Annotated in this window: 23 protein-coding genes; 18 read left to right on the top strand and 5 right to left on the bottom strand. The window is 28.2% G+C overall.

Going from position 1 to position 22,045, the window contains the following annotated elements; translation table 11 throughout:
- Positions 1 to 18 precede the first annotated feature (18 nt).
- From ACH2BC_RS10785 to ACH2BC_RS10740, 10 genes are read left to right on the top strand one after another with little or no spacing between them, the layout of a single operon-like run.
- Positions 19 to 1,332, top strand: a complete 1,314-nt coding sequence (locus ACH2BC_RS10785; protein WP_395054009.1) for an NAD(P)/FAD-dependent oxidoreductase — start codon at positions 19 to 21, stop codon at positions 1,330 to 1,332.
- On the top strand, positions 1,316 to 2,908 hold the full coding sequence (locus tag ACH2BC_RS10780; protein ID WP_395054008.1) for a 4Fe-4S binding protein: 1,593 nt from the start codon (positions 1,316 to 1,318) through the stop codon (positions 2,906 to 2,908). Before ACH2BC_RS10785 ends, ACH2BC_RS10780 begins: the two co-directional genes overlap by 17 nt.
- Entirely contained in the window at positions 2,908 to 3,294 is a 387-nt protein-coding gene (locus tag ACH2BC_RS10775; RefSeq protein ID WP_395054007.1) for a toxin-antitoxin system YwqK family antitoxin, read from the top strand. The genes ACH2BC_RS10780 and ACH2BC_RS10775 overlap by 1 nt, the downstream gene beginning before the upstream one ends.
- 11 nt (positions 3,295 to 3,305) lie before the next feature.
- A complete protein-coding gene (locus ACH2BC_RS10770; protein ID WP_395054006.1) occupies positions 3,306 to 4,217 on the top strand; it encodes a hypothetical protein in 912 nt (303 codons plus the stop codon).
- Positions 4,217 to 4,909, top strand: coding sequence for a glycosyltransferase family 2 protein (locus ACH2BC_RS10765; protein ID WP_395054005.1), 693 nt, complete (start codon positions 4,217 to 4,219; stop codon positions 4,907 to 4,909). The genes ACH2BC_RS10770 and ACH2BC_RS10765 overlap by 1 nt, the downstream gene beginning before the upstream one ends.
- 1 nt (position 4,910) lies before the next feature.
- On the top strand, positions 4,911 to 6,392 hold the full coding sequence (locus ACH2BC_RS10760; protein ID WP_395054004.1) for a cellulose synthase family protein: 1,482 nt from the start codon (positions 4,911 to 4,913) through the stop codon (positions 6,390 to 6,392).
- 1 nt (position 6,393) lies between these two features.
- Positions 6,394 to 7,725: a polyprenol phosphomannose-dependent alpha 1,6 mannosyltransferase MptB gene (mptB, locus tag ACH2BC_RS10755; protein WP_395054003.1), complete on the top strand. Its 1,332-nt coding sequence runs from the start codon at positions 6,394 to 6,396 to the stop codon at positions 7,723 to 7,725.
- On the top strand, positions 7,715 to 8,287 hold the full coding sequence (locus ACH2BC_RS10750) for a sigma-70 family RNA polymerase sigma factor (protein WP_395054002.1): 573 nt from the start codon (positions 7,715 to 7,717) through the stop codon (positions 8,285 to 8,287). The genes mptB and ACH2BC_RS10750 overlap by 11 nt, the downstream gene beginning before the upstream one ends.
- Positions 8,275 to 8,547, top strand: a complete 273-nt coding sequence (locus ACH2BC_RS10745) for a hypothetical protein (RefSeq protein WP_395054001.1) — start codon at positions 8,275 to 8,277, stop codon at positions 8,545 to 8,547. The genes ACH2BC_RS10750 and ACH2BC_RS10745 overlap by 13 nt, the downstream gene beginning before the upstream one ends.
- Positions 8,548 to 8,558: 11 nt before the next feature.
- Positions 8,559 to 9,125, top strand: a complete 567-nt coding sequence (locus ACH2BC_RS10740; protein ID WP_395054000.1) for a tol-pal system YbgF family protein — start codon at positions 8,559 to 8,561, stop codon at positions 9,123 to 9,125.
- A gap of 10 nt (positions 9,126 to 9,135) precedes the next feature.
- Here ACH2BC_RS10740 and ACH2BC_RS10735 read toward each other — a convergent pair whose 3' ends face one another.
- Positions 9,136 to 10,698: a response regulator gene (locus ACH2BC_RS10735; protein WP_395053999.1), complete on the bottom strand. Its 1,563-nt coding sequence runs from the start codon at positions 10,696 to 10,698 to the stop codon at positions 9,136 to 9,138.
- A 169-nt stretch (positions 10,699 to 10,867) separates the two neighbouring features.
- On the opposite strand from ACH2BC_RS10735, the gene ACH2BC_RS10730 reads away from it, so the two are divergent.
- The gene (locus ACH2BC_RS10730) at positions 10,868 to 11,203 is read left to right on the top strand and encodes a thioredoxin family protein (RefSeq protein ID WP_395053998.1); all 336 of its coding nucleotides are present in this window, start codon (positions 10,868 to 10,870) and stop codon (positions 11,201 to 11,203) included.
- 67 nt (positions 11,204 to 11,270) lie between these two features.
- Here ACH2BC_RS10730 and ACH2BC_RS10725 read toward each other — a convergent pair whose 3' ends face one another.
- Positions 11,271 to 11,870 (bottom strand): carboxymuconolactone decarboxylase family protein, encoded by a 600-nt coding sequence (locus tag ACH2BC_RS10725; RefSeq protein WP_395053997.1) that lies wholly within the window; start codon positions 11,868 to 11,870, stop codon positions 11,271 to 11,273.
- A gap of 233 nt (positions 11,871 to 12,103) precedes the next feature.
- Here ACH2BC_RS10725 and ACH2BC_RS10720 point away from each other — a divergent pair, with 233 nt between their 5' ends.
- Positions 12,104 to 13,450, top strand: coding sequence for a DEAD/DEAH box helicase (locus tag ACH2BC_RS10720; RefSeq protein ID WP_395053996.1), 1,347 nt, complete (start codon positions 12,104 to 12,106; stop codon positions 13,448 to 13,450).
- Position 13,451: 1 nt separating this feature from the next.
- Here the strand turns inward: ACH2BC_RS10720 and ACH2BC_RS10715 are convergent, their stop codons facing one another.
- Complete coding sequence (locus tag ACH2BC_RS10715) at positions 13,452 to 14,285, bottom strand: DUF6929 family protein (protein ID WP_395053995.1); 834 nt, start codon at positions 14,283 to 14,285, stop codon at positions 13,452 to 13,454.
- A gap of 199 nt (positions 14,286 to 14,484) precedes the next feature.
- Between ACH2BC_RS10715 and ACH2BC_RS10710 the strand changes: the two genes are divergently transcribed.
- Positions 14,485 to 15,360, top strand: coding sequence for a PPK2 family polyphosphate kinase (locus tag ACH2BC_RS10710; protein WP_395053994.1), 876 nt, complete (start codon positions 14,485 to 14,487; stop codon positions 15,358 to 15,360).
- A 54-nt stretch (positions 15,361 to 15,414) separates the two neighbouring features.
- On the opposite strand, the gene ACH2BC_RS10705 is transcribed toward ACH2BC_RS10710, so the two are convergent.
- Together ACH2BC_RS10705 and ACH2BC_RS10700 are read right to left on the bottom strand one after the other, a co-directional pair.
- Positions 15,415 to 16,437, bottom strand: a complete 1,023-nt coding sequence (locus ACH2BC_RS10705; RefSeq protein WP_395053993.1) for a T9SS type A sorting domain-containing protein — start codon at positions 16,435 to 16,437, stop codon at positions 15,415 to 15,417.
- Between the two features lie 125 nt (positions 16,438 to 16,562).
- On the bottom strand, positions 16,563 to 17,084 hold the full coding sequence (locus ACH2BC_RS10700) for a hypothetical protein (RefSeq protein WP_395053992.1): 522 nt from the start codon (positions 17,082 to 17,084) through the stop codon (positions 16,563 to 16,565).
- 219 nt (positions 17,085 to 17,303) lie between these two features.
- Between ACH2BC_RS10700 and ACH2BC_RS10695 the strand changes: the two genes are divergently transcribed.
- The 5 genes from ACH2BC_RS10695 to ACH2BC_RS10675 form a co-directional block, all read left to right on the top strand.
- Positions 17,304 to 18,689: an MATE family efflux transporter gene (locus ACH2BC_RS10695; RefSeq protein WP_395053991.1), complete on the top strand. Its 1,386-nt coding sequence runs from the start codon at positions 17,304 to 17,306 to the stop codon at positions 18,687 to 18,689.
- A gap of 5 nt (positions 18,690 to 18,694) precedes the next feature.
- Entirely contained in the window at positions 18,695 to 18,925 is a 231-nt protein-coding gene (locus tag ACH2BC_RS10690) for a hypothetical protein (RefSeq protein WP_395053990.1), read from the top strand.
- A gap of 46 nt (positions 18,926 to 18,971) precedes the next feature.
- Positions 18,972 to 20,423 carry a hypothetical protein gene (locus ACH2BC_RS10685; RefSeq protein ID WP_395053989.1) on the top strand — a complete coding sequence of 484 codons (1,452 nt, stop codon included), beginning with the start codon at positions 18,972 to 18,974 and terminating at the stop codon, positions 20,421 to 20,423.
- Positions 20,416 to 21,066 carry an ATP-binding cassette domain-containing protein gene (locus tag ACH2BC_RS10680; protein WP_395053988.1) on the top strand — a complete coding sequence of 217 codons (651 nt, stop codon included), beginning with the start codon at positions 20,416 to 20,418 and terminating at the stop codon, positions 21,064 to 21,066. The genes ACH2BC_RS10685 and ACH2BC_RS10680 overlap by 8 nt, the downstream gene beginning before the upstream one ends.
- Positions 21,066 to 22,045: hypothetical protein (locus ACH2BC_RS10675; protein ID WP_395053987.1), on the top strand; the 980-nt coding region annotated here is incomplete at its 3' end. The genes ACH2BC_RS10680 and ACH2BC_RS10675, both read left to right, overlap by 1 nt.

Raw genomic sequence — 22,045 nt, 5'->3', positions numbered from 1 at the left:
TCATCCAAATAAAAATTAATGGAACACATTGTTATCATAGGAAATGGAATTTCTGGAATTACATTAGCCAGACATATTCGTAAATTATCGGATAAAAAAATTACGGTTATTTCTGCCGAAAGCGAACATTTCTTTTCACGAACTGCCTTGATGTATATTTTTATGGGACATATGAAATACGAACATATTAAACCGTATGAAGATGATTTTTGGAAAAAAAACAACATAGAATTAGTTAATGCATATGTAAAAGAGGTTGTTACTACTGACAAGAAAATAATTTTTGCTGATGATTCTACTTTACAATTCGATAAATTAGTTATTGCATCAGGATCAAAATCCAATCGTTTTGGATGGAAAGGACAAGATTTATATGGTGTTTTTAGTTTGTATTCTAAACAAGATTTAGAAAAAGTGGAAGAATTATCTATTGGTTGCCAAAGAGCTATTGTAGTTGGCGGTGGATTAATAGGAATTGAATTAGTAGAAATGTTACTTTCTAGAAATATTCCTGTAACATTTTTAGTTCGCGAAAAAACTTTTTGGTCGAGTATTTTACCTAAAGAAGATAGCGAATTGATTACCAAACATATTTTGGCTCACGGAGTTGATATTCGATTAGATACCAATTTAGATGAAATTATTTCAGATGGTTTTGGTAATGTACAATCAATTATTACTGATAAAGGAGAAACTATCGATTGTTGTATGGTTGGCTTAACAGTTGGAGTTTCTCCTAATGTTGATTTTTTAAAAAGTTCCAATATAGAAATTGATCGTGGCATAAAAGTAAATCGCTTTTTAGAAACTAATATTAAAGATGTTTATGCCATTGGAGATTGTGCCGAACAACACGAAGCTATTGGAAACAGAAAAACCATTGAAGCCGTTTGGTACACAGGTAGAATGATGGGTGAAACATTAGCACAAACTATTTGCGGAAAACCAATGCAATACAATCCTGGAAATTGGTTTAATTCATCTAAGTTTATGGATATTGAGTACCAAACTTATGGTTGGGTGATGGCAAATCCGCTCGAAAATGAAGCGCAAATATATTGGGAACATTCATCATCATTAAAAGCAATTCGAATTTCGTATGATAAAAATACTGATGAATTTTTAGGAATTAACACCTACGGAATACGATTGCGTCACGAATTTTTTGATACTATTTTAAACGAAAAAAAATCAGTTGGTTTTGTAATCGAAAATTTAAAAAATGCCAATTTTGATCCTGAATTTTTTACTTCACATTACAATGAAATAAAAAATACATTACTATTACAAGTTACTACTTTAAAACAAAATAATTATGAGCCAATTAGATAAAAATTTATCCATTACATCAAGTCATTCCAACGAGTTGAACCTTTCACAAAAAATAGGTTTAACACAAGGTTTTGTTGGTTTATTTATTTTGGTTTTAGCTTTCTTAAATATTTCATTTCCAAATAAAACACTGTGGTTAATTACTTCTATAATTTCAATTCTAAGCGGAGTTGTAGTATATGCAAACGGAACATATCTTTCAAGAATAGCAGGAATTAGCAATAATGGCGTTTTTCATAAAAGCATTTCTAATAAAGGAATTGTAGCTTGGTCAATTGGTATAATTTTAACCTTATTTTATATTGCTTTGTATTGGTTTCCTAAGTATTTAGGATTAGGTGAAAATGGAAACAAAAATATGGGAATTATAGGTTTTTTTGATCCTTTAAGTTTATTACTAAACGGAAAAGTTGCTTCTCAATGGTTTGTCTATGGAACACTATACACAATTGCGATTTTAGGATTAGGATATAAATTCATTTTAAAATACAGACACAATAAATACCAATTGGTTCGCACCATTTCGGTTATGTTTTTTCAATTGGGATTTGCTTTTTTAATTCCAGAAATACTCGAAAAACTAAATCCAGAGAAAGCGTATTTTGCTAAATCATTGACAAATATGTGGCCTTTGAATTATTATTTTTTTAATGATTGGCATTTAAAAAATCTATTAAATGGTGGAAATCTAGGAATGTTTATGCTACTTTTTGGCATTGCGATGATTTTTATTATTTCGCCAATATTGACTTACTTTTATGGTAAACGTTGGTATTGTTCTTGGGTTTGTGGTTGTGGTGGTTTAGCTGAAACAGCTGGTGATTCATTCCGTCATTTATCCAATTCAACTCAAAAAGCTTGGAAATTCGAACGTTGGTCAATTCATATTGTATTAGCTTTTTCATTCATCATGACTATTGCAGTTGTGTTTACTTTTTTAAGTGATAATCCTGCTTTGAGTTTCATTACCAAAAATCAATTTATATACGGAATTGTTGGATTTTTAGTAGTTTTTACTGGAGTACTATTTGTTTTTAAACGTAATGATTTAGATACTGATGCCAAGTTTACAATTGGAACTTTAATTTCAATTATTATTGTTTCTTTAGGCATTAACTTTTTTTCAGGAAATACCAACATTCTTTTTATTGATAGTTTCAAACTGCGTGAATGGTACGGATTTGCAATTGGTTCAGTATTTTCTGGAGTAATTGGTGTTGGGTTTTATCCAATTTTTGGCAACCGAGTTTGGTGCCGATTTGGTTGCCCAATGGCAGCAATTTTGGGTTTACAACAACGTTTGTTTTCTAAATTCAGAATTACAACCAATGGCGGACAATGCATTTCGTGTGGTAATTGCACAACGCATTGCGAAATGGGAATTGATGTTCGGAGTTATGCTCAAAAAGGCGAAAATATAGTACGATCATCTTGTGTTGGTTGCGGAATTTGTTCGGCAGTTTGCCCACGAGGTGTTTTAAAATTAGAAAATGCTTCCGAAAAAGGAAGAATTAATTCAAATGATATTCTTTTAGGAAATGATGTGAATTTGTTGGATTTGATTAATCAGAAATAATGAAACAAATAGTTTTATTAATGTTATTGTTACCTTACTCATTTTCACAAAAAGAGTATATAAAAAATTATTATCCAAATAAAAATCTAAAAGAAGAAGGTTGGCTCATCAACGATAAAAAAACAGACTACTGGTTTTATTATTACGAAAACGGAAATAAAAAAGAAGAAGGTCATTACAAAGACAATCAAAAAACAAATTGGTGGATTTATTATAATGAAAAACAAAAAGTTATAAAAAAATGCGAATTTAAAAGTAATAAACTCAACGGAATTACTATTGTTTACACGAAAGGCGAAATCACTAAAGCAGAAAAATACTTCAATGGAAAAAAAATAAAAACTTGGACTGATTTAAACAAATTTAAAAAAGACAATAACTACTAATTATTAATAGCTTGAATAACAATTATATAAATAGATTATATTTTAAAATTAATTATATACTGCTATTTTTCATTTTTCAAAATGGATTTTCTCAATATGCAGTTTCAGGTTTTTTTAACCCAAAAGATAAGTTTGTTATTGCTTCCAATTTTACTTATAAAAATGGAAAACAACTTTTTGCAGGCAAGGAATTAATCGCCATTGTACCAGTAGAATTTGGAACTATTGACACGCAAATAGTGAATGTATTTGGTAGTTATTCGTTTAAAGATTGGTTGTATGCAACTGCCAATGTGCCTTATTTATACATTTATAATAAAAATAATGCGCCTGATCCAGTGACTAATAAACCATCACAACAAGGTTTTCAAGACATTGAAGCGAATGTTAATTTTAGATTGGTTTTTAAGAAATACAAAGCAAGCTATTTAACTGTGAGTTCGGGTTTGGGATTTTCAACTCCGTTATCCAATTATACCGAACAAGGAATTATTGCACTAGGACATGGTGTTACAACAGTTAATCCATTTGCAATTGTACAATACAAAATAAAAAGAGGTTGGTTTGCCGAAGGTTTATACGCTCGAAGTTTTAAAGAAACTCGTGACGATTACAACATTCCTGATGCGAATATTTTCAATTTTAAACTAGGTTACGCCAAATCAAAATGGTACACCGATGCTCGTTTAACCATTCAAAACTCTGAAAAAGGAAATGATATTTTTTCGGATGATTTTTTCGCTCAAGGCGGATTGTCAGCATTTGCCAATAATAGGGTGAATTTTACTAATTTAAGTGCAACAGTTTATTATCAACTCAGTAAAAATTTTGGAATAAGTACATTGTTAACTCAAACTTTGGATGGTAGAAACGTGAGAAAAGAAAAAGGATTTAGTATTGGATTAGTTTATACAAATAAATAATGAGCATAATAAAAGTAATTATTCCTGCTTATAACGAAGAAAAAGCCATTGCGAATGTAATTGCTGAAATTCCGTTATTAGTTGATGAAATAATTGTAATTAGTAATAATTCGACGGATAAAACCGAAGTAGTAGCCAAAAATGCTGGAGCAACAGTGCTTTTAGAAACTAGAAAAGGATATGGATATGCCTGTTTAAAAGGAATGGAATACATTGCTAATCTAGAAATTAAACCAAATATTGTTGTTTTTTTAGATGGTGATTATTCTGATTATCCAGAAGAATTGACAAAATTAATTGAACCTATTCTAAATCAAAATATTGATTTTGTAATTGGAGCAAGAGTTTCCAATTTACGAGAAAGTGGTTCAATGACACCACAGCAAGTTTTTGGAAATTGGTTAGCAACGTTTTTAATGAAAGTCTTTTTTGGAGCAAAATTCACCGATTTAGGTCCGTTTCGAGCCATAAAATATGATAAACTACTGCAACTTCAAATGGAAGACAAAACCTATGGTTGGACAGTAGAAATGCAATTAAAAGTGCTAAAACAAAAAATGACTTACATAGAAATTCCGGTTCGTTATAAAAACCGAATTGGCGTTTCTAAAGTTTCTGGAACAGTCAAAGGAACTATTATGGCTGGAGTAAAAATAATTGGTTGGATAATGAAATATACCTTTAAAAAATAAAATGATTTTAGTTATCTCATACATCGTTCTCTTTATATACACAATTGCCATTCTATTGATTTTTTTCTATAGTTTGGCACAACTAAACTTGCTTTTAAATTACTTGAAAAGTAAAAAAAATGTAGCTTTAATTGAAAGATTTAATTTTTCAAACCCCAAAGAAATTCCGCTAGTTACAATACAATTACCAATTTACAATGAAAAATATGTCATTGAACGATTACTTGAAAACATTGTATTACTAGAATATCCTAAAGACAAACTAGAAATTCAAGTTCTTGATGATAGTACTGATGAAAGTATTTTATTAACTAGAAATTTAGTCTCTAAATATGCTAGTCAAGGAATTGATATTAAACACATTACTAGACAAATTAGAACTGGCTTTAAAGCTGGTGCATTAAAAGAAGGTTTAGAAACTGCTAAAGGTGAATTCATCGCTATTTTTGATGCCGATTTTATGCCAAATAAAGATTGGTTGCTAAAAACAATTCCCAATTTTAAAAATCCAAAAATTGGAGTTGTGCAAACTCGTTGGGGACATTTAAACCGAAATTATTCTATTCTTACCAAAATTCAAGCATTTGCACTTGATGCCCATTTTACTTTAGAACAAACCGGACGAAATTCTAAACAACATTGCATCAATTTTAATGGAACAGCTGGAGTTTGGCGAAAATCGTGTATTATAGATGCCGGAAATTGGGAAAGTGATACGCTTACCGAAGATTTAGATTTAAGTTACAGAGCGCAACTCAAAAACTGGAAATTTATTTATTTAGAAGATGTGGAAACTCCAGCCGAATTGCCAGCAATTATTAGCGCTGCACGTTCACAACAGTTTAGATGGAATAAAGGTGGCGCAGAAAATTTTGTGAAAATGGCATCCAAAGTTATAGCATCAACTACTATTTCTAATAAAACAAAGTTCCACGGATTGTTGCATTTACTCAATAGTTCGATGTTTTTGTGTATTTTTACAATGGCAGTTTTTAGTGTGCCAATGTTATTTGTGAAAAACTATTTTAGTCACATTGGTTGGTATTTTGATGTAATGATTTTCTTTATTGTAACCTCGTTAATTTTCTTTATTTGTTATTGGTTTACTTACAAAAATATACGAGGTGGCGGTTTTAAAAATTTTATAAATTATATTGGAATGTTTTTTACTTTTTACGCTATTGCAATGGGGTTTTCTTTTCAAAATTCGATTGCTGTTTTAGAAGGTTTGTTAGGCAAAAAAAGTGAGTTTATTAGAACACCAAAATTTAATATTGAAGCATTAAAAGACAAATGGAAAGAGAATATTTACATCTCTAGAAAAATTTCTAAAAACACCATTATTGAAGGTTTACTGGTTTTGTATTTCCTTTTTGGATTGTTTAGTGGTTTTAAATTGAACGATTTTGCGTTATTTCCTTTTCACTTAATGTTGTTTTTTGGGTTTAGTTATGTTTTTGTTCAATCGTTAAAAACCAATTAATTTGGATGCTTTTTTTACCAAATATCAAATTTACATAGCAACTACAATTAGTGTTATTGCTTATTTTATATTAGGTTATTTTTTTGAAAGAGAGCAGTTTTATTGGCTTTTGTTTTTATATACTTTGGCTTTTATCGGAATGATTTCGTTATTACAAACTCCAGAATATGAGAAGACATTTTTCAAAATAGGTCTTATTTATCGCATACTGTTTTTATTTTCTACACCAGTTTTATCACAAGATTTTTACCGCTTTATTTGGGATGGAAATACAATTTTATCTGGAATAAATCCGTTTCAATATAAACCAGATACTATTATAAATACGATTGCAAGTTTTCCAAATACCAATTATTTATATGATAAAATGGGAAGTTTAAGTGCTTCACATTACAGCAATTATCCTCCAATTAATCAATTATTATTTGCTATTTCTGCGTTTATTGGAGGAAAATCGATATTGGTTTCAACAATGGTTTTGCGAATAATAATTATCCTAGCTGACATTGGAATATATTATTATGGAAGAAAAATTCTATTACATTTCAACAAAAACACTGAAAACATTTTTTGGTATTTTTTAAATCCGTTAGTGATTTTAGAACTAACAGGAAATCTTCATTTTGAAGGCGTAATGTTATTCTTTTTAGTGGTAGGATTATATTATTTACTAACTAAAAAATGGATTATTGCTGCTGTATTTATTGCTTTATCAATTTCAGTAAAATTATTACCTTTATTGCTCTTGCCTCTATTTTTGAACTATTTAGGATTTAAGAAAAGTGTGTTATTTTATAGTTTAATTATCAGCTTGAATGTACTCTTTTTTCTGCCATTTATAAATCCAACATTAATTAATAATTATGTAGCAACCATATCGCTTTGGTTTACCAATTTTGAGTTCAATGCAAGTTTATATTACCTTGCTAGAGAAGTTGGATTTTATGTAAAAGGATATAATATTATTCACTCAATAGGACAAATTACACCTATAATTACAATTTTAATCATTTTGTTTTTTGCGTTTTTAAAGAAGAATAAATCGGTTGATACTATTGCTGTTAATGCTTTATTGGTTATTACTTTGTATTTATTTATTTCTACAACAGTGCATCCTTGGTACGTGATTAATTTAATTTTGTTGAGTGTTTTCACTAAATATAAGTTTACAATAGTGTGGAGTTTTGTAATTATTTTAAGTTATTACGCTTATAGTGTTTTTCCTTTTAAAGAAAATATATTTTTAATTATTACTGAATATTCAATTGTATATTTGATGTTTATCTATGAACTAAGAAAAAATAATTTGCAAGAAATGAACAATGCCAGATAATTCAGTTAAAATAAATACTATCGAAAATTGGGTATATCAGTATGGTGATGCACTTTTTTCGTGGGCAATTTCTAAAACTAAAAACAAAGAACTTTCTGAAGATTTAGTTCAAGATACTTTTATTGCAGCTTTAAAATCATTTGAAACTTTTGAAAACAGAAGTCAGCCCAAAACCTGGTTAATTTCTATTTTAAACAATAAAATCATTGATCATTATCGAAAAGAAAAAACAAGATCTTTTTTAGTTTCAGAAAAAAACGGAATAGCAATTTCTGAATTGATGTATAACGAAAACAACTTTTGGATTGATAACGATATCATTCCGTTTTGGGAACAAGAAAAAGAGTTGCTTAAGAACGAACTATTTGAAGCAGATGTGATGAATTGTTTTAACGAACTTCCCGAAAAATGGAATTTAGCATTGACTTATAAATACTTCACTAATAAAAAAGCAGACGAAATTTGTAAGGAATTAAATATTTCTACGACCAATTATTGGCAAATCGTTCATCGTTCTAAATTATTACTAAAAAAATGTGTCGAAGCTAAATGGAACTTATAAAAAAATATTTACCTTTTTTACTGTATTCTTGCAGAAGAGTTTCAGAAATTATATCTAAAGATGATGATGAAATTACATTGCAAGAAAAATTAATTTTGTTATATCATGGAACCATTTGTAGAACGTGCCAACATTACAAAATACAATCAGGAATTTTAGAAAGTTCAATTTCTAAATCATTAGTAATTCAAAAAGAAAATAAACTTTCTAAAAGTAAGAAAGAAGAAATTGTTTTGAGTTTAAATAAGATAAAAATTTAAAAAAACATTTTATGAAAATTTTATTTTTGTTATGGATTTTTATATCTTCAGTTAGCTTTGGTCAAAGTAATTATAATAATGAGGACGTACTAAATAAAAGAGCAAATGATTATTCCAGAGCTTTTTTCGGCAATAATAGACACGAACTTCCAACTGCTGCAGAGCGTAAATTAATGAAAAATAAAGACCAAAATGTTAAAGATTATGCTTCAAAAAAAGCACTGGAATGTTTTGAATATTTAATCGAAAATTTTCCTTCATCCAAACATTTAAGCAATTACTATTACCAATTAGGTAATATAGAGTATCAAATGAACTCATTGGAAAATAGTAAAATAAGTTTAAACAAATCTATTGAGGCAAATAATTTAAATGATCATAAGATACATCGAAATACTTATGTTTTATTAGCCAAGATTTCAATTGATGAAAAAAAATTTGATAAAGCATTAACTTATTTGAATGAAATTAATAAAAACAGACCTGAATTTATTGGATGTAGAACTGGAATATTTCCAGAGGAAAATGAAATTAATCAATTATATGAAATTATTCAAATAAATTTGGAACAAAACTAAATACTGAGTCCTAAATATATTTACTAACCATTTCTAAAAGTAATTCTTTATTAATTGGTTTTGTAATGTAATCGTTAAAACCTAAGGAGTTTACTTTTTCTTTGTCTTCTTCTGAGGCATGCGCTGTTTGAGCTATTATCGGTAAATTTGGTCTAATTGAATTAATTTTTTCAAACGCTTCGTAACCATTCATTATAGGCATTTTTATATCCATAAGTACTAAATCTATAGTAGGATTTTTTAAAGCTATGTCAACTGCAACTTGACCATTTTCTGCTCTAATAATTTCATAATTGGTAACTTGAAGCATTTTTTTAATCAATAAAAAATTAATATTATCATCTTCTGCAATTAGTATGGTTTTAGAATTAAGTTGCATTTCGAGTTGCAAATCTAAAATTTTATGTACATCTAGCTTGTTAGTTTTATCATATTTTAAAGGTATTCTAAAACTAAAAATAGTTCCATTATCTTGATTAGAATGAATTGAAATTTTTCCTCCCATCATTTCAACATACGCTTTGGTTATGGCTAAACCAAGTCCTAAACCTCCTTTTTCTATAGTTAAATCGCTTTCTACACGTTTAAATCTGTCAAAAATAGTTTTCTGATTTTCTTTACTAATGCCAATTCCAGTATCTTTTATAGAAAACCCAATAAAATCTAGATCACCTTCTTCTATAATTTCATAACCAAAAGCAACATAACCTTCTTCTGTAAATTTAATAGCATTATATACCAAATTTATAATAATTTGTTTCAATTTTACTTCATCAATTTTAACATTATAAAACAAGCTAACTTTGCTTTTAATAATGTAAAAATCAATTTTTTTAGACTTTGGAATGTTAACTTTTATAGTATTATAAAGTTCTAATAAACATTTATCTAAATCAATATCAGTATAATTCGGAACTATTTGATTGGTATCAATTTTAGACATTTCTATTAAATCTTCTATTATTGAAACAAGACCAATTCCACTTTTATGAATTATAGATAGATATTCTTTTTTTTCCTCTTCATTAAGATTAGTAGTAAGCATTAAATCAGTAAATCCAATAATAGCATTCATTGGAGTTCTTATTTCGTGAGATAAATTTTCAAGAAATGTCGATTTTAATCGTTCACTTTCTTCGGCTTTAATCTTGGCAGAAACCAATTCAAATTTATGATTATCATTGTCCTGAAATAAATTACCAATATAACTAAACTCTCCAGGAATAGCTTTTAATAATTTAATACATTTTTTACTACCAGTTTCTAATGCACTAGTAATTAGTTTTATAGGATGAAATAAATTATTTTTAATAAAGACTAGATAAGCAAATAAACTTATAAAAATAAGTATCAACAATAGTAACAAACTGTTTTTTATACTACTATATGATAGTGCAAATTCTTCTTGATATAAATTGTTTTTTAGACTAAAAAGTTTTTGAAAATTCATTAAACTTTCCTCTTGATGTACTACTTTAAAATACAATAAAACTATGAATATAAAAAATAGCAAATGCGTTATAACAATTAAACTAATAGTCTTGTTAAATGTTGAGTGTTCATTTTTTTTCATAAACATTTAAATTTTTATTTATATATACGAAAAATGTTAATAATTGGATGAATGTACTATTTTTATATATACAACAAAAATTATCTGTAATATTGCCAAGTATTTAGGTAAAATAGAGAACACTTACTTGTTTGTAATATCACAAATTTGTAGTTTACAATAATATATAATGATTGAATACGATAATAAAAAAACTATCGATGAGATAGTAACTAATAACAATGCAGTTGTTGTATTATATTATGCAAAATGGTGTATGCCATGTAAAAGTATCTCGCAATCATTATCAGAATTAAAAGATAATTTTAGAGATACAATTCAAGTTGTTGCAATAAATGTTGATGAATTTACAATAATTGCATTAGAACAAAATGTAAAAGCTGTACCTACAATTCAATACTATAAAAACAGTTTGCTTTATCTAAAAGAAAGTGGTTTTAGAACTAGAGATCAATTAACTAGAAATATGAATGCTCTTTTAACCGTGAATAGCATTGAAGAATAACAAACGAGAAAAACTACTTTATAAAAAAGAAAAAGGTGCATTTTTTTAATTTGCACCTCTTTTATTTTTAATATTTATGTTTTCCAACTTCCCAACCTTTATCAGAAAGATGTTTTTCGCCACTTTCAATGGCACCATCTTCCATTTGTGTTCCCATACTATCGTTCCAACGATTTAAAAACCCAAATAATGCAACTACTCCTAAAATTTCAACAATTTCACCATCATTCCAGTACAATCGCATTTTATCTGCAATTACATCATCAATTTCATTCGGAATTAAAGAACTTTTTAAAGCAAATTCAAGTGCTACTCGTTCACCATCTGAAAACGCAGGATGGGTTTCAAAACTCCAAATATTTTCAAGTTTATCTTGGTGTGCATCATAACGTTCTGCAGCACGAATAGTATGTGCTTGACAATATTTACAACCTGCGGTATTACTTGATACAAATCCAATTAATCGTTTTAAATCACTGGTAACTTTTCCTTTATTTTCCATAACAGCTTTATTTAAAGCTATGAAAGAATAAGCAATTTCTGGACGATGGTACATTGTAATAACGCTATTAGGACAAAAACCAAGCGTTTCTTGATAAAATGCAATTAATTTTTGAAGCTTTTGGTCGTTGTTATCTTGTACAGGTGATACTAGTGGTTTATTCATAGTTACGATTAGTTTCTTTAAAATTTTCATAAATTTTGACGAAGTTATTTAATAAACTGACAAATAAAAAATAAACTAATGAAGCATTACGAAAAATTTGATAAATAAAATTATAAATTCAGTTATAATGCACTATTCAAGATATAAAAGTTGTTTTAAATTAGTTTTTTATTTTCAAATTATAGTCCAAATAATTACAAATAAGAAATGTGTACCTTTGCAAAAAATTAGCAATGAATACTTTTGAACAATTTAACCTTCCTAAATCATTACAAAAAGCAGTTGATGCAATTGGTTTAACTACTCCTACTCCAATTCAAGAGAAATCTTTTTCTTCTATTATGTCTGGTCGCGATGTAATGGGAATTGCACAAACTGGTACAGGAAAAACACTTGCTTACTTATTACCACTTTTAAAACAATGGAAATTTGTTGCTACAGATACACCAAGAGTTGTAATTTTAGTTCCAACTCGTGAGTTAGTTGTTCAAATTGTTGATGTTATAGAAAGTTTAACCCAATTTATGTCGGTTAGAACGCTAGGAATTTATGGTGGTGTAAATATTAATACGCAAAAAAAAGCAGTTTATACAGGAATCGATATTCTTGTGGGAACACCAGGAAGAACAATGGATTTAGCATTAGATAATGTTATTAGATTTGATTCTTTACAAAAATTAGTTATAGATGAATTTGATGAAATCTTAAATTTAGGTTTTCGTTTTCAGGTTACTTCGTTATTGACTATGATGAAAAACAAACGTCAGAATATTTTATTTTCAGCAACAATGACTGATGATGTTGATGCAATGCTAGATGAATATTTTGAGTTACCAGAAGAAATTACACTTGAAAAATCTGGAACTCCGCTTGAAAAAATTGAACAATTGGCTTATTATGCACCCAATTTTTTAACTAAAATTAATCTTTTAAATCATATTCTTGCAACAGACGAAAGCACTTCTAGAGTTTTAATTTTTGCAAATAATAAAAAAACAGTCGATTTAATTGCTAACAGTATTGAAGAAATTTATCCTGAGCAATTTGGTGTAATACATTCTAATAAATCTCAAAATTATCGTTTAAATACAATGGCTTCGTTTCAAGCTGGCGATTTAAGAGGAATTGTTACTACAGATGTAATGGCTCGTGGTCTTGACATTAATGATGTTACACATGTTATAAATTTTGAATTTACAGAAATTCCAGAGCAATACATTCACAGAATAGGTAGAACTGGTCGTGCTGATAAAAGTGGAATTGCAATTAGTTTTATTGCTCCAAGTGAAGAAGATATTCAAATTGAAGCTGAAGTATTAATGGAAAAAGAAATTAAGTTTCTAGATTTTCCTAAAAATGTTGAAGTTGCAACTAGATTATTAGAATTTGAAAAAGACAGAAAAAAAGTAAAACAACTTTTAAAACGTGTAAAAAAAGAAGGTGGCGAAGCATTTCACGAAAAATCTGCTAAAAATAAACAAGTAAATCTTGGTGGACCAGCTAAAACCAAACCTAGAAAAACGGCTTCAAGAAATCGTGGTGTTGAGCGTACTCGTGATGCTAAGAGAAAGAAAAAGTAATTTACAATTCAATTTTACATAAATAAAAATTAGATTCTTGCACTTCAGTATCATTGTCTTCGCAAAGTAAAAATGTTATTGAAGTTGCCGATTTTTCGTAAACTGTTATTCCTTCTAACTTGGCGGTTTTGGTGATTTTTTTTGTGAATTCTACTTTCATAGTTTCTGGATTTATACTTCCTATTATGCTTCCTACAACTTCGCCATCATCGTAGGTTGATTGTGTGTCTTCGGCTGTTGCCAAAAAATAAATTTTGTTATTTACCCAAACTGCATCGGTAAATGTAGTTTCTATTCCTTTTATTTTAGGAAGTTTTATTTTGTTGTAAATAACCGAAAAATCGTCTGTTAAGTTATTTCCTGCTATTGTGAAAATGGCATTTTTAGATTTTTTTCCGTTGCCTCTGTTAAATAAATACCAATTGTTTCCGTCATAAATTGCGCCTTCTAGATTAAAATCTGATGGTTTTATTTCTCCAAAACTTTGCATTGTTTGGTACAAAGCCGACAAATCATTGGTTGCAATTGGTTTTTTGGTAATTGCATCTAATTGAATCATTATATTTCTATTTTCGGTTGATCCAGAACCAAAAATGTAAATGTTATCTCCGTATTGTGTTATGGCTTCAAAATCGGGTTTTAGTTTTTTTATAATATTTTCGGAAGCATTTTCTACAATTGGATGTTTTTGTAATTGCTTGTTTGTAAAATTATATTCGTAAAGAAAAGAACTGTTATCGCCAATTGCTAGTAAAATATTGTTAGAATATAATAATCCTGATGCTGAACCAAGACCAATGATTTTTAATAGTAACTGAAGTTGAAAATTTTCCATAAGTTTGTAGGTAGGTTAGCCCAGATAGAAGTGAAAAGCTTTTTAGGAAGAATTGCTACTTTTTCTTGACAATAAACTGCGACCAAAGGAAGCACGTTTAGTGGCATTAGAAAAAATGCAATTGTTGCTGAAAACTTGAAACGTATAGCTGGATTGGCTTTAAATTAAAATTAATGATACAAATATAAATAAATTAGATATGAAATTTTTAAATGTAGAGGATTATAAAGTTACTGGGAAAATTGAGTTAAACAAGATTCCGACAGTTTTAAAAAGTGATGAAAGCAGCGAGGATCTTGAAGAAAAACTAGATAAATTGCAAGCAAAATTGAGCAAAAAACAAGATGCAATGTATGCTCATAATAAATATAGTTTTTTAATTTGCCTTCAAGGAATGGATACTAGCGGCAAGGACAGCTTGATTAGAGAGGTTTTTAAAGAATTTAATCCAAGAGGTGTTGTGGTGCATAGTTATAAAACGCCAAATAGTACTGAGTTGGAACACGATTATTTATGGAGACATTATATTGCGTTGCCAGAGAAAGGAAAATTTGCTGTTTTTAACCGAACGCATTATGAAAATGTGTTGGTTACAAGAGTACATCCTGAATATATTTTAAGTGAAAACTTGCCTGGAGTAAACAAAGTTGAAGATATTACACCAAAATTTTGGGAAAATAGAATGGAACAAATTATAAATTTTGAAAAGCATATTTCTCAAAATGGTACTGTTGTTTTAAAATTTTATTTTCATATGAGTAAAGAAGAGCAACGTCTTAGATTGTTAAAACGTCTTGAAAATGAAGAGGATAATTGGAAATTTTCTACTGGCGATTTAAAAGAAAGAGCACTTTGGGATGATTATATGAAGTATTATGAAGAGGCAATTAATAAAACATCTACCGATTTTGCGCCTTGGTTTATAATTCCGAGTGATGATAAAGAAATGGCACGTGTTATTGTTGCAAAAATTATTTGGGAAGAATTGCAAAAACTTACCGATATTGTTGAACCTCAACTTGATGCAAAGGTTAAAGAAAATATAGAATTGTATAAAGAACAATTGAAAGGATAAAAAAAATGCTCTGAAAAATTTTCAGAGCATTTTTGGTTTTAAAATTATTAGTAATTAGTTAACCACTATTTTTTGAGAAAACTTACCTTTATCTGAAACTAATTCTACAATATAAACTCCACTATTTGTAATAGAATTTATTTGTATGTTGTTTTCATAATCGTTTAAAGAGATTGTTTTATTTTCTAAAACTCTACCTTGAATATCGTAAATATTTAGATTTACGTTTTCTAAAGTTAAATTAGATTTTATTGATAAAAGTCCAGATTTAACTTCGTTAGAAACTATAGTAAAATTAGAACTAGAAAATTCTTGAACTGCTAAGGGTTGAAAAGTTAAATCTGCCCAAGTTAAAGAAGTACTTACTAATCCAACAAAACCTGTTGGCATACCGTTTGTCCAGTTTTGTCTAAAACTTAATCTATCAATAGTACCACTTTGATCATTTCCCGAAAAAGTAGAAGTTGTAGGTACAGTTGGTTCACCACTATTATAAATAGGATTAACAAATACAGAAACTACATCATCATTAGCTCCAACGTTTTGTGAATATTTAATAATTACTAAGTGATTTTGATTATAATTATAAGAATTTGGAGTAAATGAAATAGTATTACCATTAGCACCTTTAGCAACTCCTATAAAAAAACCTCCACCAGCATTGGTAGCATATAGTCTACATGAGGTATTGAAATTATCACCACTTAATATTCTAAAAAAATCGCTATTATTATTAGCTTGCGCTACACTTAAATTAATAACAAATCCAACATATAAACTACCAGAACTCACACTTGTAAAAGCTCTTCCACAACCATCCGAATTTGGTTTAATTTGAATACTTTTAGTTGAAGTACCATAATTAAGATAACTAATATTATTATCTATTACAAAAGAATTTACTCCACCACTGGTAGCTACTCCTAATCCACCAGGATTTGATGAATTGTTAGTCCAAGTTCCTTGACCACTTAATTGTTGGTTAGAAGTATAAGTAGAAAAATCATCTTGAAAAATATTTTGTGCATTTAAAAACGCAACTGAAAATAATGTAATAATAAGTAATAGTTTTTTCATAATATTTATTTATTAGTTTTTGCAAATATAAAAATATTTTTAACAATTGTTTACATTTATAAAATAAGGAAGGCGCAAAGATTTAACTCCTTACGCCTAACCAACCAATTTACTTAACCTTATTGTTATAATTTAAAACCATATGCAATTCTCAGTGCAATTTGATTGGTATTAAATTTGTCATAATCTTCATAACGTAAACTTAAATCTACATACTTAGTAGCATAACCAATTCCTGGTGAAAGTAATAATGAAGTTTCATTATAACCATTGGTAACTGCTATTGCTGCACCAGCTTCGCCCAAAACATAAAATTGATTTTTCCAAACGAAAGCTTTAAATCCTGCTTTTACAGGAATAAATCCTAAATCTTTAACATCATCACCAATAAATAAATTGGTAAATCCTGTTGTAAATGTTAATGACGTAGCTTTAGATAAATCATACTGTAATCTAACATCACCACCAAGTGCAAAATCATAATCATTATCAGTAGAAACTCCACCATTTAAGCCAAATCCTAAACGAAATCCTTGATCATAATTTTCAACTTTAGCTTTTTTCATCTCTTGTGCAAATGAACTAATTGTTGTTAAAATTACTGCTGATAATGCAATTCCGAATTTGATTTTTTTTGTAATAAACATAAATTGTTTTTAAGTTAATATTGTGTGTTAATTATTACTTCTAATTAACTTATACAAAGATAGTATGTCAATAAAACCTTGCTGTTACAAAATTTTTTTGAATTGTTATATAATTTTTGGATTGATAAAATAATTTGTTCATATTAATAATTACAATCTCAATGTTTTATTTGAAGTCGTTTAAACTTTTTTATCTTTGCACACATAAAAAAAACTAAATTGAATATTTCTCAATACACAAAAGAATTTAAATACAATATGCAACTTGCCTATCCTGTAATATTAGGAATGGTTGGTCACACACTTATAGGAATTGTAGATAATATAATGGTAGGAAAACTTGGTGCTACAGAATTGGCAGCAGTTTCTCTTGGAAACAGTATGATTTTTATAGCAATGTCTATAGGAATTGGTTTTTCTACAGCAATTACACCAATTGTAGCCGAAGCCGATGCTGAAAATGACGACAATAAAATTCGTTCTACGTTTCATCACGGAATGTTTTTATGCATAATTCTTGGTTTTTTATTATTTGGATTAGTAGTTCTTTCTAAACCAATAATGGAATTATTACACCAACCAAAAGAAGTAATTTCACTTGCAAAACCCTATTTAGATTGGGTTGCATTTTCATTAGTTCCTTTAATAATCTATCAAGGTTACAAGCAATTTGCCGATGGTTTATCAATGACAAAATACTCAATGTATGCTATAATCATGGCAAATATTCTTCACGTATTAGTAAACTATTGGTTAATTTATGGTGTTTGGATTTTTCCTAAAATGGGAATTCTTGGTGCAGGATTAGGAACAGTTATTTCTAGAATTGCAATGGTAATTTTTATGCATTTTATATTAATTAATCATAAAAAACTAAGACCTTATTTTAAGAATTTTAGCTTTGAAGAAATAAAAAAATCAATGCTTAACAAAATTATAAATCTAGGTTTACCATCGGCAATGCAAATGTTGTTTGAAGTTGTACTTTTTACAGCAGCAATTTGGTTGTGCGGAAATATTGGAAAAACAAGTCAAGCTGCCAATCAAATTGCGTTGAGTTTAGCATCAATGACATTTATGTTTGCAATGGGTTTAAGCGTAGTTTCTATGATAAGAATTAGCCATCAAAAAGGGTTACACGATTATAAACAACTTATTATTGTTGCTAGATCAATATTTTTATTAGCCATACTTATAGAAATTGTTTTTGCCGTTTTGTTTATTGCTTTACATCAAGTTTTGCCACATTATTTTCTAAATATGGAAAATCAATCGCAATTGGTAGACAATAACGAAGTTATAACTATTGCAGCCAAATTACTTTTAGTTGCTGCAGTTTTTCAAATTTCTGATGGAATTCAAGTCGTTGTTCTTGGCGCTTTACGTGGTTTACAAGATGTAAAAGTTCCAATGTATATAACTTTTATTGCCTATTGGGTTATTGGTTTTCCAATATCTTATTACCTTGGTCAATACACTTCTTTAAAAGCTGTTGGCGTTTGGATAGGACTTCTTGCAGGTTTAACAGCAGCAGCAATATTTTTGTATATTCGCTTTCATTATTTGACAAAAAAATTATTAAAAAAATCCAATAATAAACTATAAGTACTATGGAATTACCAAAATTTGTTTTAGGCGACAATACCGATTTTCCTGATGATATTTTTATAATTCATCTAGATTATCCAAGATTTATCATTAATCTAAAAGATGATGAAGTAGAATTTATGGAAGAAGATGAAGATCTTGATGAAGCAGAATTAAAAGCAGAAATGGAAGGTTTAATTACCGAAGCCAATACTTTTTACGACAGAGAAATGGAACGTTACGAGAAGGAATAATAAACATTTAAAAAATAGTTTAAAAATAAACCAACCAAAAAACAATATGAAGAAAATTATTTACACAATAGTATCAATTACAATTTTACTTTTAATAGCATCTTGTGGTTCTAAAAACAACAAACAAGTTTTAAAATATACTACTGATAAAACTATTGCAATTTCTAAAATAAATTTAGAACAACTAGACGAAAAATTTCCAAAAGAAGAAATGTTGAAAGATACCACTAACAGACTTTCAGCATCTGAAAAAGAAAAGTTTAAATTATTTATGAATGCCAATGAAAACGGAATTGATATTGTAGAACCACTTTATATTCTTGTAGATCAAGACAAAGAGAATTTTGCAACTTCTTTTATTGTTAAAGTTGATGATACTAAAAAATTTGAAACCAACTTTTCTAAAATTACAGAAACACAAATTAAAATTGATAAAGCTAAAAATTTAATTTACTCTAATTCTGAATTAATTGGAAGTATAAATGATAATGTTCTTGTTTTATCAAGATTAATGTCAAATCCTTATGGTTCTAGTTATGGAAGTTCTGGCGATGCTGCTGCAAATGAAGAGTTTTACACTAATTTTTGGAAAAGAAAAACTACTGAAAACGAAAAAATAATTGACCAAGTAAACGCAACTTTAAAAGAAGATGCCGACATGAGTGCTTGGGTTAATTTATATGCAGGAATATCAACATTATCAAGAGGTTACATTGAAACGCTTGCCGTAAATAAATTATTAATTGATGCTGGTGTTGGTGTCGATTTAAATTTTGAAAAAGGAAATGTAGCATTCAATACGCAAACATTTTTTAATGACGATTTACAAAAATTGGTAGAAAAACATTACGATGGTAAAAATGTAAATTATGATTTAATTAAAAATATTGATGTTGATAATTCTAAGATGTTTGTTGTAGGATTTATGAGTTTCGATTTTATAAAACATTTTGTAAAAGAAGCAGGATTTGAAGCATCGTTAAATAAATATTTAGAATACAAAGACATTACTTTTGAAGAAATAACTAATGCATTAACAGGAGATTATGCCTTTGTAAATTTTAAAGATGAAGAGGTGAAATCTGATGATCCATATTATTATGCTAAACCAAATTCATTATTTGCGCTAGGAATTAAAGGTGATAATGCTAAAAAAGTTATTGATATTCTTTCTAATGATGGAATGATGAATTCTTTAGGTGGTTCTTTTAGTAACAAAGATATTTTAGTATTTGCTACCAATCAAAAAGATTTAAATTTATTAAAAACCAATAAAGCTGCTGCAAATAAAAAATTAGATAAAATATCAGGTGTAAATGCTTATTCTTGGACTGATGGAGAAGAAATTAGTAAAACTACAACTAAAAACAATAATGTGAAAGTTGTTGAAGCAGTAACAATTTCTAATATAAAAGATGGAAATTTATCATCTGAAACTACTATTAAAATAGATAAGAAAGATAAAAATGCATTGCATTATTTAATGGGATATGAATAGTATAACTTTAAATGGAGTTACTCCTAAATATTTTACTCCAAAAACTATTGAAACTGCCACTACAATTTGGAATAAAAATACCGAGTTTACTAGAGGAGAAAACTACTTAATTATTGCACCTTCTGGAAGCGGAAAATCAACATTGGCAACATCAATGCTAGGAAATCATTTTCAATATGAAGGAACAATTTTATATGATGAGCTTGATTTAAAGAAACTTTCTATAGAAAAAATTGTTGGTTTTAGACAATCCCAAATTCAATTGCTTTTTCAAGACGTTAGATTAATAAATGATTTAACCATTAAAGAAAATGTGCTATTAAGAATTTTTAGTAAAAAAAATACCGATGCAATTGAAAAGCTTCAATTGTATGCAACCAAGTTAGGAATTGTAAATTTATTAGATAGAAAAGCCAAAAATTGTTCTTATGGCGAAAGACAACGTGCTGCAATTTTAAGAAGTTTAATAAATCCTTCCAATTTTTTAATTTACGATGAGTGTTTTAGTCATTTAGATTTTCAAAATAAGAAAATTGCATTCGATTTAATTAGCGAAGTTGCGCTTCAAAATAATTCGAGTATAATTATGTTTGAGTTAAATAACTTTCCTTTTGAACATAAATTTACAACTCTAAATTTATAATGAAACATTTTTCAAAATCATTTTTTTTATATTTAGGGTTATTTTTATCCTTTGCATTGGTGCTAAGTTGTATTCAGTTGTATACCAATGCCAATTTACTTTTTGGTAAAAAAAGTAGCGATTCTAATTACTGGATAACCGTTTCTAAAACCATTACACCAGACAATATTGGTCGAAAAGAATTAATTGGGTTTAATACAAAAGATATTTCTAATTTAAAAACTTGGAAAGAAGTTCAAGACATTTATCCAATAGTTTCCAACGATTTTAAAGTATCTGCCGATGGCGGAAATTTCATTCCTTTTTATACAGATATGTATCTTGAAGCTGTAGATAATGATGCCATTGACATAAAAAAACTAGAAGATTTTAAAGTAAAAGACAATACAATTCCGATAATAATTTCAAGAGAATATTTAAATCTTTACAATTACGGATTTGCATTAAATCAAGGATTACCTCAAATTACAGAAGAATTTGCCAAGAAAATAGAAGTCAATATTAACATCACATTAAAAGAAAAAAACTTAAAATTTAGAGGTAGACTGGTTGGATTATCAGACAGAATTCACTCGGTTTTAGTACCAAAGAAATTTTTAGATTCTATAAATGCAACGCAAAGTTTTAATAAAACGCACAAAGATATTTTTACAAGAGTTTTAGTAAAAGTTAACGATGCTAAGGATCAAGATTTAATAGCCAAAATGACCAAAAATGGTTACGAATCCAATCAAGAATCATTACGATCTGCCAAGATTAAAGGAAAATTATTTCTAGTTTTAAGAGTCATTGCAATTATTGGTATTTTTATATTTTTATTGTGCCTTTTTATGATCATAAACTTCATAAAAATGCAATTTCTAGAAGAACAAGAAGCAGTTTCTATTAAATATTCACTTGGTTATTCGCCTAAAAAAATGGTGAGTAAAATAAGTCGCGTGTTTTGTATAAATCTTGCCATCGTAATTTTAATTTGTTT

This window comes from Flavobacterium sp. (assembly GCF_043760115.1).
In the GTDB taxonomy this organism is placed as follows: Bacteria; Bacteroidota; Bacteroidia; order Flavobacteriales; family Flavobacteriaceae; genus Flavobacterium.
This window is presented reverse-complemented; position numbering and strand designations above follow the sequence as displayed.